This is a genomic window from Streptomyces sp. NPDC029044 (genome assembly GCF_040637495.1).
Classification (GTDB): domain Bacteria; phylum Actinomycetota; class Actinomycetes; order Streptomycetales; family Streptomycetaceae; genus Streptomyces.
On the sequence record NZ_JBEZWN010000076.1, the window covers coordinates 1 to 13,865 of the forward strand.

Here is a 13,865-nt window from a genome sequence, read left to right on the forward strand (position 1 = left end):
CATCGGCGATCGCCCGCAGGTCCGCGCAGCCGCCGTACGGCGTGGGACTCGTGACCAGGGCGCCGCGGGCGTCCGGATGCGCGTCGAAGGCCTGGGGCGGCCGGGAGGTGAGCGACGGCCATACCGCTACTTCAGGTGCGTGTCGAGGTCGATCAGGGACCGCTCGCGCGGGTCGAGGACCACGCCCTCGACATCGGTGGCGACGCCCTGGACGACCCTCTCGTGGACCAGCGGCACGACGGCGTCCGTGCGGAGGACCTCCGCCTCCGCCTTCATGATCTTCTGGTGGCGCCGTTCCGTGTCGCCCTCCGCCGCGGCCGCCCGGATCGCCTTGTCCACGCCGGCGTCCTTCAGCCGGGCGATGTTGTAGACGCCGTCACTCGTGAAGTCGCTGGCCAGGTAGGCGACCGCGTCCCCGGTGTCGAGGAGGGTCACGCGGGAGAAGACCAGGGCGTCGTAACGGCCCGCGAGGAGGCCGGCCTCCATCTGCGTGTACTCGCGGACGTCCAGCTTCACGGTGAACCCGGCCTTCTCCAGCCGCTGCTGGAGGACGGTCGCCGCTTCGGGCAGCTCCGCGCGGTTCGTGATGGCGGCCAGGCGCAGCGTCTTGCCCTTGGTCTCGGCCTTGACCCGGGCGGGGGCCGCGGCCTCGGCCCGTCCGGTCACAGCGACGCGCCGGTCGGCGGCCCAGGGGACGGCGGGCCCGAAAAGACCCTGGGCGGGGTCGGCGTAGCCGCCGAACACGGAGTCGACGAGGTCGGTTCCGTCGACGGCCTCACGGGCGGCGGCCCGAAGGCCGGGGTCGGTGAACATGCCCTTGCCGGTGTTGAGGATCAGGCTGTCGGTGCGGACCGAGGAGACCACGTGCCGCGTGTCGGGCTTGAGGAGCTTCGCCTGGGAGGTCGGGATCCACTCGGCGATGTCGGCCTCGCCGCCGCGCAGCGCGTTGGCGCGCGCGGTGCCGTCCGGGATCCACGTCACGTCGAGGCCCGGCGCCTTCGCCTTGCCGCCCCAGTAGCCGTCGAACCGGTCGAGCGTGGCGCTGGTCTTGCCGCTCAGCTTCCTGATCACGAAGGGGCCGGTCCCGGTGCCGACCGGGCTGGCGGTGCCGTCCTTCGCGTACGCCTTCGCCGACAGGATCGCCAGTGCGGGGCTGGCCAGTCGCAGCGGCAGCACCGGGTCGGGCGACTTGGTGGTGAGGGTGACGGTGTCGGCGTCGTCGGCCTTGGCGGTGAGCGTCACGTCGCTCAGCACGCGCGGCTTGGGTACGGCGGCGCTCGCGTGCCCGAGCGCCTCGACGACGGACTTCGCGGTGAGCGGGGTGCCGTCCTGGAACTCGGCCTTGCGCAGCTCGAAGGTCCAGGTGGTCGCGTTGTCCTGCTTCCAGGACTTCGCGAGCGCGGGCGCGGCGGCACCGTTCTTGCCGAGGACGGTGAGTCCTTCGGCGACGGACAGCTTGCTGAGCAACGTCGCGTCGTTGCTGTAGGGGGAGAGCGCCTGTATGGGAGGGATGGCCAGGGCGATCCGCAGCCGTCCCTGCGATCCGTTTCCACCGCTCGCGCCGTCGTCGCCCGGCGCGAAGCAGCCGGCCAGCAGGGGAGTGAGGGCGAGCGCCGCTATGAGGCCGCGGGAGGTGGTGCGCATGGGGGGTCCTGTCGTGTGCGAGGCGGGCATGCCGATGGGGCCCGGTCCGGGCCTTGATCGACAGGACACACCATATAAGGGGAGGCTTACCAAACCTGTCACGAGGAAGGTGAAATCTCAACAACCGGACGGTTTGTGGGTATCGACCACCCGTTCGGTTTGTGTCAGGGTGAGCGCCGTGGCGGAGACGAGGCGCACGACCGAAGGGGACCCCGGACTGTTCGGTCCGCGATCGGTGACCTGGCAGCTGCACGGCGACCCCATGATGTGGATCGCCGGCATCCGGGCGCTCTACTTGCAGGCCCTGCACCCGCGCGCGGTACGCGGCGTCACACAGAACTCCGACTTCCGCCACGACGCCTGGGGCCGGCTGATGCGCACCGCGCACTTCGTCGGCACGACGACGTACGGCACCACCGAGGCGGCCGAACGGGCGGGCGCCAGGGTCCGGAAGATCCACCGCAGACTGACGGTGACCGACCCGGCCACAGGGGAGCGCTACGGCGTCGACGAGCCCGGGCTGCTCCTGTGGGTGCACTGCGCCGAGATCGACTCCTATCTGCACGTGCTGCGCAGGTCCGGCCTCCGGCTCACCGACGCCGAGGCCGACCGCTATGTCGCCGAACACCGCGAAAGCGCACGCCTCGTGGGCCTGGACCCCGGCGCCGTACCGGGCAACCGGGCCGAGTTGGCCGCGTACTTCGACAAGGTCCGCCCGGACCTCGCCGCCGGACCCGAGGCACGCGAGGTGGACGACTTCCTGCTCCGCCCGCCCGCGCACCCCCTCCTCGTACCGGCGCGCGAGGTGCTGTGGCGGCGCGTCGCACATCTGGCGTACGCCTCTCTGCCGCCGTACGCCCACGAGTTGTACGGCAGACCGGCCCCCGCACCCGCCACCGTCACCCGCCAACTGCGTCTCGCAGGCCTCCTGCTGCGCCGCGTTCCCGCACGTGTGCGGTGGCAACTCCCGCCCAAACACATCCTGCGGGCCATGGCGAGGCTCGGCCCCGACGCACGCCCGGCACCGTACAAACTCGGACGATAGCCCGCCATACTGGGTGGGCCAGGGGGCGGGCGAACAGCTACCGGGGGGAGCGTCGCGCGACATGGGGGACAGCAGGCTCATCCAGGGCCGGTACCGGCTGCTCGATCTGATCGGGCGCGGCGGCATGGGCGAGGTGTGGCGGGCCCGGGACGAGTCCCTGGGCCGGCACGTCGCCGTCAAGTGCCTCAAACCGCTGGGCCCGAACCACGACCACGCCTTCACCCGCGTGCTGCGGGAGCGGTTCCGCCGCGAGGCCCGGGTGGCCGCCGCGCTCCAGCACCGCGGCATCACCGTCGTGCACGACTTCGGCGAAGCCGACGGCGTCCTCTACCTCGTCATGGAACTGCTCGACGGCCGCAACCTCAGCCAGCTCCTGGAGGACAACAAGCAGCACCCGCTGCCCGTCGCGGACGTCATGGAGATCGCCGAGCAGGTCGCCGCCGCCCTCGCCTACTGCCACGAACAGGGCATCGTGCACCGGGATCTGAAGCCCGCCAACATCGTGCGGCTCGGCGACGGCACGGTGAAGATCTGTGACTTCGGCATCGCCCGCCTCGGCCACGACATCGGCTTCACCTCCCGGCTGACCGGCACCGGTATCGCCATGGGCACCCCGCACTACATGTCCCCGGAGCAGATCGGCGGCGACGGCGTCGACCACCGCAGCGACCTCTACTCCTTCGGGTGCGTCCTGTACGAGATCGCCACCGGCGTACCGCCGTTCGACCTCGACGACGCCTGGGCGGTCCTCGTCGGCCACCGCGACACCCCGCCCCGCCCGCCGCGCGAGCACCGCGCCGAACTGCCCGAGTACCTGGAGCGGGTCGTGCTCGACCTGCTCGCCAAGGAACCCGGGCAACGGCCCGACGACGCCCGCGAGCTGGCCCGCCGGATCAGCGCCCACCGGGCCGCTCCGGCGTACGTGCCGGCGGTCGCGGCGGCCCGCCCGGCCCCCGGCGGGCCGGCCGGCGCGGGCCGGCTGCCGTCCTGGACCCGCGGCATGACCACCGGTCACAGGGCCACCGGCACCGGGCTGCGCACCACGCCGGCGGACCCGTCGGCGGGACTGTCCGGCGAGTGGATCGCGCGGCCCGCCACCGGCCCCGTCATCGAGGAACCCGCCCCCGCGCGGCGGCCCGCGCCGCCCACGGAGGTCCTGACCGCCCTGGCCGGCCGGCACAACGCGGGCCTGAGCCTCGGCAGGCTCGGCCGCTGGGCGGAGGCGGGCGAGGTGCACCGGGCGGTCGCCGCCGAACGTGAACACCTCCTCGGGCCCGACCACCCCGACACCCTCTCCAGCCGCTACGAGGTCGCCTTCACCCTCAGCCGCACCGGCCGCGCCGCGGACGCCCTGCGCGAGTACAAGCACGTCACCGAGGCCAGGATCCGCACCCTCGGCGCCGACCACCCCGACACCCTGGCCGCCCGCCAGGAGATGGCCTACGTGCTCGGCCAGCTGGGCCGTCCCTTCGACGCCCACCGCGTCTACACCTCGGTGCTCACCGCCCGCGAGCACACCATGGGCCCCGACCACCCCGACACCCTGCGCTGCCGCCACAACCTCGCCTTCAACCTCAGCCGCCTCGGCCGCCTGGAGGACTCCTACCGCATGGCCCGCGAGGTGGCCACCGCCCGCGCCCGGGTCCTCGGCCCGGACCACCCCGACACGCTCGTCACGCGCTACGAAGTCGCCTACGCCCTGGGCCAGTTGGGCCGCTGGCCCGAGGCCCTGGAGACCTACCGTGAGGTCGCCGAGGCCCGCGGCCGCGCCCTCGGCCCCGACCACCCCGACACCCTCGCCGCCCGGCACGAGATCGGCATCAGCCTGGGCCGCCTCGGCCGCAGCGCGGAGGCCCTGGACCTCTACCGCGGCCTGGCCGAGGACCGCGCCCGCAGCCAGGGCCCCACCCACCCCGAAACGCTGCGCGCCCGCCACGGCCGCTGCGTCAACCTCGGACGGCTCGGCCACTGGGAGGAGGCCCTCACCGAATCCCGGGAGGTCGCAGCCCTCCGCGAGCAGGTCCTCGGCCCCGACCACCCGGACACCCTGGTCAGCCTGCGCGAGGTCGCCGTCGGCCTCGGCTGGCTGGGCCGCTGGGCCGACGCGCTCACCGAGTACCGGCGCGTGGCCACCGCACGCGAGCGCGTCCTCGGCACCGACCACCCCGACACCCTCGCCAGCCGCAACGACGAGGCCCACTGCCTGGAACAGCTCGGCCGCGGCGCCGAGGCCGTGGCCCTGTACCGAAGAGTGGCGGCCCTGCGGGAGCAGCGGGCCGCGGCGGCGCGCTGACCCCCGAGCGGGCCGGCAGGCGCCGTCTGGCCGACCCGGATCACCCCGTGTTACCAAGAACCATGACCGCACCCGAGGGACCCCGCGCACACCGGACGTACGACGCCGTCATCGTCGGCGGTGGCCACAACGGCCTGGTGGCCGCCGCCTATCTGGCCCGGGCCGGCCGTTCCGTGCTCGTGCTGGAGCGGCTGGACCACACGGGCGGCGCGGCGGTCTCCACCCGGCCCTTCTCCGGCGTCGACGCCCGGCTGTCCCGCTACTCGTACCTGGTCAGCCTGCTGCCGAAGAAGATCGTCCGGGATCTCGGCCTGGACTTCCGGGTCCGCACCCGCACCGTCTCCTCCTACACACCGGCCGAACGCGACGGGCGGCCCACCGGTCTCCTCGTCGGCGGCGGTGAACGGCGCACCCGGGAGGCGTTCACCCGGCTCACCGGATCCGACCGCGAGTACCGGTCCTGGCAGGAGTTCTACGGCAGGACCGGCCGCGCCGCCCGGCGGATCTTCCCGACCCTCACCGAGCCGCTGCCCGCACGCGACGAGCTGCGCCGCCGCCTCGATGACGAGGAGACCTGGCGGATGTTGTTCGAGGAGCCGATCGGTGCCGCCGTGGAGGAGCACTTCCAGGACGACCTGGTGCGCGGAGTGGTCCTCACCGACGCCCTCATCGGCACCTTCGCCGACGCCCACGACCCGTCCCTGAAGCAGAACCGCTGCTTCCTCTACCACGTGATCGGCGGCGGCACCGGCGACTGGGACGTGCCGGTCGGCGGCATGGGCGCGCTCACGGACGCCCTCGCCGACTCGGCGCGCGCGGCCGGCGCGGTCCTCGCCACCGGCCACGAGGTGCTGCGCGTCGCCACGGACGGCCGAACCGCCGAGGTCACGTACCGCACGGACGGCGGCGAAGGCACCGTCACCGCCCGCCACGTCCTGGTGAACGCCTCACCGCAGGCCCTGGCCGACCTGACGGGCGACACGGCTCCGGCGCCCGCCGAGGGCGCTCAGCTCAAGGTCAACATGCTGCTCAAGCGGCTGCCGCGGCTGCGCGACAGCTCCGTCGACCCGCGGGAGGCCTTCGCCGGCACCTTCCACATCGCAGAGGGCTACGAGCAACTGGCCACCGCCCACGCCCAGGCCGCCGCCGGCGAGCTGCCCGCCGCGCCGCCCTCGGAGATCTACTGCCACTCGCTCACCGACCCGAGCATCCTCGGGTCCGGCCTGGCCGAGCAGGGCTACCAGACGCTCACCCTCTTCGGCCTGCACACCCCGGCCCGTCTGTTCGAGCGGGACAACGACGCCGTACGCGAGGACCTGCTGAAGTCCACCCTCGCCCAGCTCGACGCCCACCTGGCCGAACCCCTCGCCGACTGCCTGGCCACCGACGCCGACGGACGGCCCTGCATCGAGGCCCGGACCCCCCTCGACCTGGAGCGGGACCTCGGCCTGCCCGGCGGCAACATCTTCCACCGCGAACTCAGCTGGCCCTACGCCCAGGACGGCACCGGCCGCTGGGGCGTGGAGACCGGGCACGCCAACGTGCTGCTGTGCGGGGCCGGGGCGGTGCGCGGGGGCGGGGTCAGCGGGGTGCCGGGGCACAACGCCGCCATGGCCGTGCTGGAGAACACCGGAGGGTGACCGCTCAGTCGGCCTCCCGCGTCCACCCCACGGCCCCGAGGCGCGCTCCGTCCGCCGGACGCGTCTCGTCGAACAGGACGTCCCCGGGCGCCTCCACCCGCAGTCCGTCCACGTAACAGCCGCGCCCGACGTACAGCCGGTCCGTCGCGTACCGCCAGCGCAGGGCGAGTTCCCGCGCGGCGGGGAGGCCGGCGATGAGCTGGTGCCAGACGCGGCCGGACCAGCCGGTGACCGAGCCCGAGGGGTGCGGCACGGGGTCCCGGCCGCGGCGGGACGTGGTGAAGGGCACCGGCCGCCAGGTCGTGCCGCCGTCCGTCGTGGCCTCCAGGGCCAGGACGTCGGCCTTGGGCTCGGTGTCCCACCACAGCGCGCAGCGCAGCCGCGCCCGCCCGGCGGAGGTGTCGAGCACCGGAAGCGTGAGGGTCGCCGTGGTGGAGAGCGCCGTCCCGGCGAACCAGGCCGTGCGTCCCCGCGCCGGCCGGACCGGCACGGCTCGCGCCATGTTGTTCGCCGCGGCGACCCTGGGTGCCGAGCCGGAACGCCAGCTCCGCACCGGATGGACCGAGTTGCCGAGGACGACGAGGAACGAGTCGGTCGTCGGGTCGAGCACCAGCGAGGTGCCCGTGAAACCGGTGTGCCCCGCACTGCGCGGCGTGGCCATCGCGCCCATGTACCAGTGCTGGTAGAGCTCGAAGCCGAGGCCGTGCTCGTCCCCGGGGAAGGCCGTGTTGAAGTCGGTGAACATCAGCTCCACCGACTCCGGCGTCAGGATCCTGGACCGCCCGTAGACACCGCCGTTGAGCAGCGTACGGCCGAGCACCGCGAGGTCCCACGCGTCGGAGAACACGCCCGCGTGGCCCGCGACCCCGCCCAGGCCGAAGGCGTTCTCGTCGTGCACCTCGCCCCACACCAGGCCCCGGTCCAGGCCGGACCACGGTGCCCGCGCGTCCTCCGTGGCCGCGATCTTCGGCCGCCAGGACGCGGGCGGGTTGTAGCGGGTGCGGCGCAGGCCGAGCGGCCCGGTGATCTCGTCACGGAGCAGGACGTCCAGGGTGCGGCCCGTGACCCGTTCCAGCACGAGCTGGAGCGAGATGAGGTTCAGGTCCGAGTACAGGTACGCCGTGCCCGGCGCGCTGACCGGTGCCTCGTTCCAGATGCGCTGGAGCTTCTCCTCGTACGTCGGAGCGCTGTACAGCGGGATCCAGGCGCGGAATCCGGACGTGTGGGTCAGGAGTTGACGGATCGTGATGTCCTGCTTGCCGGCACGTGCGAAGTCCGGCAGGTACGAGGCGACCTTCGCCTCCAGCTCCAGTGCGCCCCGCTCCATCTGCTGCACGGCGAGGATCGAGGTGAACAGCTTCGACACCGACGCCAGGTCGAAGACGGTGTCCGCGGCCATCGGGATCTGCTCGCCGGGCGGGAACTCGATGCCGGTGTCGGTCTTCTCGTCGTAGGCCCGGTAGCGCACCGCCATGCCGATGGGCCGGTGCAGGGCGACCGTGCCACCGCGTCCCGCGAGCAGGACGGCGCCCGCGTACCAGGGGTGTACGGGGGAGGGGCCGAGGTACGCCTCCGCGTCGGTGACGAGCCGGCGCAGGTGGGAGGAGAGCAGCCCGGCGCGGGCGGCGGAGCCGTGCCGCAGGGTGGGGCGGGGGCCGGTCCCCGCCGGCGCGGCCGAGGCGGGCCCGGCGGGGAACGGGGCGAGGGCGAGCGCGCCGCCCAGGGCCATTCCCACTGCGGTCAATTGACGCCGGGTCAGTTCACCGCTCGCCGGGCCGTCGGTCACCGCACACGTCCCTTCGTCTCCACCGTCTCGCCTGTCCCGTGAAGTATGTCCGTCCCGCGGCGGCGCACATAGACCGCGCGCACGAACCCACCGCGGCATGAATCTGACGGAGCATCAGAAAACCTCTTCCGTCCTCCGGAGGACTCCGGCATCCTGCGCCCATGCAGACGGAGCTGAGCCAGACACTGGGAATCGAGCACGCCGTCTTCGGCTTCACGCCGTTCCCCGCCGTCGCCGCGGCCATCAGCCGGGCCGGCGGCTTCGGCGTGCTCGGCGCGGTCCGCTACACCGCCCCCGACGAGCTGAAACGCGACCTGGACTGGATCGAGGCACACGTCGGCGGCAGGCCGTACGGTCTGGACGTCGTCATGCCGGCGAAGAAGGTCGAGGGCGTCACGGAGGCCGACGTCGAGGCGATGATCCCCGAGGGCCACCGGCAGTTCGTCCGGGACACCCTCGCCAAACACGGCGTGCCCGAGCTCGCCGAGGGCGAGGCGTCCGGCTGGCGCATCACGGGCTGGATGGAGCAGGTCGCCCGCAGCCAGCTCGACGTCGCCTTCGACTACCCGATCCGGCTCCTCGCCAACGCCCTCGGCTCACCGCCCGCCGACGTCATCGCCCGCGCCCACGACCAGGACGTCCTGGTCGCCGCACTCGCGGGCAGTGCCCGGCACGCCCGCAAGCACCGGGACGCCGGGATCGACATCGTCGTGGCGCAGGGCTACGAGGCGGGCGGGCATACCGGCGAGATCGCCTCCATGGTGCTCACCCCCGAGGTCGTCGACGCCGTCGCGCCGCTGCCCGTGCTGGCCGCCGGCGGCATCGGCAGCGGGCGGCAGGTCGCCGCCGCGCTCGCCCTCGGCGCCCAGGGGGTGTGGTTGGGCTCCCTGTGGCTGACCACCACGGAAGCGGACCTCCACTCACCCGCCCTGACCCGCAAGCTGCTCGCGGCCGGCTCCGGTGACACCGTCCGCTCCCGGGCGCTGACCGGTAAGCCCGCACGTCAGTTGCGCACCGAGTGGACCGACGCCTGGGACGACCCGGACGGGCCCGGCACCCTGCCCATGCCCCTGCAAGGGCTGCTGGTCGCCGAGGCCGTCTCGCGCATCCAGAAGTACGAGGTCGACCCGCTGCTCGGGACTCCGGTCGGCCAGATCGTCGGCCGGATGACCAGCGAACGCAGCGTCCAGGAGGTCTTCGACGACCTCACCCGCGGCTTCGAGCGGGCCGTGGACCGCGTCAACCGCATCGCCGGAAGGAGCGGACAGTGAACACCCGAGCTCCCGCGGGCTTCTGGGCCCAGGCCACCGCCGACCCTGACCGCTCGGTCATGGTCGCCCCCGACGGCGAGGAGTGGACCGCCGGACGCCTGCACTCCGCCGCCAACCGGCTCGTGCACGGCCTGCGCGCGGCCGGGCTGCGCCGCGGCGACACCTTCGCGGTGGTCCTGCCCAACGGCGTCGAGTTCCTCACCGCGTACCTCGCCGCCAGCCAGGCCGGGTTCTACCTCGTGCCCGTCAACCACCACCTCGTCGGACCGGAGATCGCCTGGATCGTCTCCGACTCCGGCGCCAAAGTCCTCCTCGCCCACGAGCGTTTCGCCGACGCGGCCCGCGACGCCGCCGACGAGGCCGGTCTGCCGCACACTCACCGATACGCCGTCGGCACGGCCGGGGGCTTCCGCCCGTACGCCGAACTCCTCACCGGACAGCCCGAGTCGCCACCCGCCGACCGCACCCTCGGCTGGGTCATGAACTACACCTCGGGCACCACCGGACGCCCCCGCGGCATCCGCCGCCCGCTGCCCGGCAAGCCGCCGGAGGAGGCCTACCTCGGCGGGTTCCTCGGCATCTTCGGCATCCGCCCGTTCGACGACAACGTGCACCTGGTCTGCTCGCCGCTCTACCACACGGCCGTGCTCCAGTTCGCCGGCGCGTCCCTGCACATCGGCCACCGGCTGGTCCTCATGGACAAGTGGACACCGAAGGACATGCTCCGCCTCATCGACGCCCACCGCTGCACCCACACCCATATGGTCCCCACCCAGTTCCACCGGCTGCTGGCGCTGCCCGGCGAGGTGAAGGACCGCTACGACGTCTCCTCGATGCGGCACGCCATCCACGGCGCCGCGCCCTGCCCCGACCATGTGAAACGGGCCATGCTCGACTGGTGGGGCCCCTGCGTGGAGGAGTACTACGCGGCCAGCGAGGGCGGCGGGGCCTTCGCCACCGCCGAGGACTGGCTGAAGAAGCCCGGCACCGTCGGCAAGGCCTGGCCCATCAGCGAACTCGCGGTCTTCGACGACGACGGCAACCGGCTGCCGCCCGGTGAACTCGGCACCGTCTACATGAAGATGAACACCGGCGGCTTCTCGTACCACAAGGACGAGGCCAAGACCCGCAAGAACCGCATCGGCGACTTCTTCACCGTCGGCGACCTCGGCCACCTCGACGAGGACGGGTACCTCTTCCTGCGCGACCGCAAGATCGACCTGATCATCTCCGGGGGCGTCAACATCTACCCGGCCGAGATCGAGTCGGCCCTGCTCGCCCACCCGGCCGTCGCGGACGCCGCCGTCTTCGGAATTCCGCACGACGACTGGGGCGAGGAGGTCAAGGCGGTCGTGGAACCGGCCCCCGGACACCGTCCCGGACCCGCCCTGGCCGCCGACCTCCTCGACCACTGCGCCCACCGGCTCGCCGGCTACAAGCGGCCCCGGAGCGTCGACTTCATCACCGAGATGCCCCGCGACCCCAACGGCAAGCTGTACAAGCGACGGCTGCGGGAACCGTACTGGGAGGGCCGGACGCGCCCGGTGTGAGCCCGCCCGGCTCCTCCCCGCCCACGGTCAGCGGCGCTCGTGCACCCGCACCACCTTCAGCTTCGGCGAGGACGCGATGTCCTTCTCGCAGAAGCGCGATGTCACCCACCGCTCACCGGAGAACAGCCGGGTCTGATCGGCATGGTGCGGCGACTTCGGGTTCGACGACTGGGAGTACGTCAACAGCGTGCGCGCCACCGGGCAGCGACTGCCGTCCCAGCCGACCGCCTGGAGGTGGCTGGAGCCGAACGGCACCTCGGTGTAACCGCCGGCGGCCGCGTCCCACGTCGGCTCGATCACGTTCCACACACCGAGCCGCCCCCCGCCGCCCGGTACGGGCAGACGCTCGCCGTCGCGGACGACGAACTGGTGTGCGCCGAGCGGCGCGTCGAGTGCGAAGCCCGCGGCCCGCAGTTCGCCCACCGCGTCGGCCAGGGCGGTGGCGAAGCCGGGCGCGCCCGTGTTCAGCGTGTTCGGGGTGCGGACCGGATCCGCCGCCGAGAACGGCACCTTCCACAACTGCTCGGTCGGCACGACCTGTTCGAGCCTGCGCCAGAACCGGTCGAAGAGCAGCGCTCCCCGGCTCCCGGTGTCCATGGTGCGGTCCCACGCCTTCAGCACCCCGCAGGCCTCCGACACGTCGACGGCCTTGCCGTCGCTGCCCGTCGCCGCACCCCCGGGCAGCGCGGCGCACGCCCGCGCCACGTCACCGGCGGCGAGATCACCTGCCGGCACCCGGTTGGCGAACTGCTGGCGTTGCAGGTCGCGTACGGTCAGGCCGCCGCGGTCCGCCATCGCCGCCACGTCCTCGAGCGCGCCACGGGTGCGCAGACCGAGCGGTGTGCCCACCGTGCCGAAGACCCGCTCGTAGCCGGTGAGAGGCCGGTCGGCATGCGTCATCCACGCGGTGCCGTTGGAGTTCTCCGCGTACGGGGCGTCCTTCAGCGTCGGCATCCTCGCCGGGCCGAAGATCCTCGGCACGACGGCGTCGGAGTCACGGCCGAGAGCGCAGTCGCCGCGCGAGCCGTCGAGGATCGCGATCCCGGACGCCGGGTACGTGGCCCTGCCGAGCTCCGTTGAGCAGCGCCGGGCCAAGTCGTCGGTGATGCGGGGGAGTACCTGCGACTGGGTGAAGAGCGAGTGCCCCGCGCGGTCGGCGGCGAGCGTGTTCACCCAGGGAAGGCCCTGGTGCCGGTCGAGGGAGGCCAGGACGTCGGCCGTGCTCCGCGCCTTGCTGAAGCCGAGCGAGGTGTCGGCGAAGCGGAGGTTCGCGGCGTTGGGGTCGTTGAGGACGTACGCCGTCTTCCCGGTCCACGGCAGCGGGACCTGGGGGCTGAGGGAGGTGACGACCGGGCCGTAGCGGGTCCACCACTGGGTGCGGGTGACCGGCGCGCCGTCCTTCACCGCGACCGTCACGGTCCGCTTCGTCATGCGCTCCGGCCTGCCGTCCACAAGGTACGTGGTGGGGTCGGCCGGATCGAGCGTCAGCTGGTGGAAGTTGGCCGGGATGCCGGTGGAGACCGTGTGGCTCCACGCCACATGTGCGTTGAACCCGATGGAGATCGCGGGGGTGCCGAGCAGGGACCCGCCGGACACGTTCAGCTCGCCCGGGATCGTCTGCTGCGACTGCCAGAACCGGCGCCCGCCGTCCCACGGGTAGTGCGGGTTGCCCAGCAGCAGACCACGGCCGTTCGCCGTCGTGTCCCCGCGGAAGGCGACCGCGTTGGAGCCCATGCCGGGGTCGCCCCACAGCTCCTCCGCCGCTTTCGCCACGGCCTTCGCGCCCGGCGTGCGGGCGGACGGAGCACCGGAGGGCGCGGTGCCACCGGCCGGTGGCTGCGCGGCCGTGATCGTCTCCACGAACCGTCCCTGGCCGGATATCGAGGCGATGGCCAGACCACGGGCCGCCACGTCCAGCTCGGTGACCGGCCGCACCCAGGACGCGCCCGCGCAGGCCGGATCCGTGACCTTCTTCTGCTTCAGCCAGGCGTTGTAACCGGCGGCCCAGCCCCGCATCATGTCCCGGACCTCACGGCTCGGCCCCACGGGAGCGGGCTCGGCGAGGTGCTTCTGCACCGTGCGGGTCTCGCGGACCCCGCGGAAGTACAGGTCGCTGGCGAGGTTCGTCCTGGCCGCCGAGAGATCGCCCCCGGCGGACGCGTCGGCTCCGAAGTACCGGGACCGCTCGCCCCGCAGCGTCACGAACCCGTCGGCGAGCGTGCACACCTCGTCGGCGGCCTGCGCCCAGCCCGTACCGAAGCCCAGGTCGGCGTAGTTCTTCGCGAGAATGTGCGGAATGCCGTACTCGGTGTAGCGGATGACGGCGGACCGGCCGTCGCGGGAAGGGTGCTGCTCTGCTCGCTGCTGGGTCGTGGCGGCCGCCGCGGGTAACGTGGACGCGGCGGTGAACAGGGCCGTGGCCCCGAGAACGAGTCGTCTCAGACGACTGCGCATCGTGCCCTCCAACTTCGTCGAGGGATGGAAGTGCCGACGGTACGCTTCTGATGCGAACGCCTGTCGGCTTCATGACACCGGACGCCGTCGGCGCCGGCAGGGTTGCTCCTGACCGAACCGCGTCCCGGCCCGTGCCGACCGGGGTCCTTGACCTCCACGGGCGGTGAACCGAGGATCATGTG

The 13,865-nt window shown here is 72.9% G+C and carries 8 protein-coding genes; 5 read left to right on the top strand and 3 right to left on the bottom strand.

The window, feature by feature from the left end; genetic code table 11:
- Nucleotides 1-126 precede the first annotated feature (126 nt).
- Nucleotides 127-1,644: an ABC transporter substrate-binding protein gene (locus AB0E85_RS34900; protein WP_361936021.1), complete on the bottom strand. Its 1,518-nt coding sequence runs from the start codon at nucleotides 1,642-1,644 to the stop codon at nucleotides 127-129.
- A gap of 262 nt (nucleotides 1,645-1,906) precedes the next feature.
- Between AB0E85_RS34900 and AB0E85_RS34905 the strand changes: the two genes are divergently transcribed.
- The 3 genes from AB0E85_RS34905 (at nucleotide 1,907) to AB0E85_RS34915 (ending at nucleotide 6,622) form a co-directional block, all read left to right on the top strand.
- Nucleotides 1,907-2,689, top strand: coding sequence for an oxygenase MpaB family protein (locus AB0E85_RS34905; RefSeq protein ID WP_361936082.1), 783 nt, complete (start codon nucleotides 1,907-1,909; stop codon nucleotides 2,687-2,689).
- Between the two features lie 61 nt (nucleotides 2,690-2,750).
- Nucleotides 2,751-4,982 carry a serine/threonine-protein kinase gene (locus tag AB0E85_RS34910; RefSeq protein ID WP_361936024.1) on the top strand — a complete coding sequence of 744 codons (2,232 nt, stop codon included), beginning with the start codon at nucleotides 2,751-2,753 and terminating at the stop codon, nucleotides 4,980-4,982.
- 62 nt (nucleotides 4,983-5,044) lie between these two features.
- Nucleotides 5,045-6,622 carry an NAD(P)/FAD-dependent oxidoreductase gene (locus tag AB0E85_RS34915; protein ID WP_361936027.1) on the top strand — a complete coding sequence of 526 codons (1,578 nt, stop codon included), beginning with the start codon at nucleotides 5,045-5,047 and terminating at the stop codon, nucleotides 6,620-6,622.
- Between the two features lie 4 nt (nucleotides 6,623-6,626).
- Here AB0E85_RS34915 and AB0E85_RS34920 read toward each other — a convergent pair whose 3' ends face one another.
- The gene (locus AB0E85_RS34920) at nucleotides 6,627-8,351 is read right to left on the bottom strand and encodes a serine hydrolase (RefSeq protein ID WP_361936084.1); all 1,725 of its coding nucleotides are present in this window, start codon (nucleotides 8,349-8,351) and stop codon (nucleotides 6,627-6,629) included.
- 218 nt (nucleotides 8,352-8,569) lie between these two features.
- On the opposite strand from AB0E85_RS34920, the gene AB0E85_RS34925 reads away from it, so the two are divergent.
- Nucleotides 8,570-9,679 carry a nitronate monooxygenase family protein gene (locus AB0E85_RS34925; protein WP_361936030.1) on the top strand — a complete coding sequence of 370 codons (1,110 nt, stop codon included), beginning with the start codon at nucleotides 8,570-8,572 and terminating at the stop codon, nucleotides 9,677-9,679.
- Nucleotides 9,676-11,229 (top strand): acyl-CoA synthetase, encoded by a 1,554-nt coding sequence (locus tag AB0E85_RS34930; RefSeq protein WP_361936033.1) that lies wholly within the window; start codon nucleotides 9,676-9,678, stop codon nucleotides 11,227-11,229. Before AB0E85_RS34925 ends, AB0E85_RS34930 begins: the two co-directional genes overlap by 4 nt.
- Nucleotides 11,230-11,256: 27 nt before the next feature.
- Here the strand turns inward: AB0E85_RS34930 and AB0E85_RS34935 are convergent, their stop codons facing one another.
- Nucleotides 11,257-13,683 (bottom strand): penicillin acylase family protein, encoded by a 2,427-nt coding sequence (locus tag AB0E85_RS34935; protein WP_361936036.1) that lies wholly within the window; start codon nucleotides 13,681-13,683, stop codon nucleotides 11,257-11,259.
- Nucleotides 13,684-13,865 lie beyond the last annotated feature (182 nt).

Coding starts and splice junctions, on each gene's coding strand:
- AB0E85_RS34900 (WP_361936021.1), bottom strand. CDS start 1,644: ATGCGCACCACCTCCCGCGGCCTCATAGCGGCGCTCGCCCTCACTCCC.
- AB0E85_RS34905 (WP_361936082.1), top strand. CDS start 1,907: ATGATGTGGATCGCCGGCATCCGGGCGCTCTACTTGCAGGCCCTGCAC.
- AB0E85_RS34910 (WP_361936024.1), top strand. CDS start 2,751: ATGGGGGACAGCAGGCTCATCCAGGGCCGGTACCGGCTGCTCGATCTG.
- AB0E85_RS34915 (WP_361936027.1), top strand. CDS start 5,045: ATGACCGCACCCGAGGGACCCCGCGCACACCGGACGTACGACGCCGTC.
- AB0E85_RS34920 (WP_361936084.1), bottom strand. CDS start 8,351: ATGGCCCTGGGCGGCGCGCTCGCCCTCGCCCCGTTCCCCGCCGGGCCC.
- AB0E85_RS34925 (WP_361936030.1), top strand. CDS start 8,570: ATGCAGACGGAGCTGAGCCAGACACTGGGAATCGAGCACGCCGTCTTC.
- AB0E85_RS34935 (WP_361936036.1), bottom strand. CDS start 13,683: ATGCGCAGTCGTCTGAGACGACTCGTTCTCGGGGCCACGGCCCTGTTC.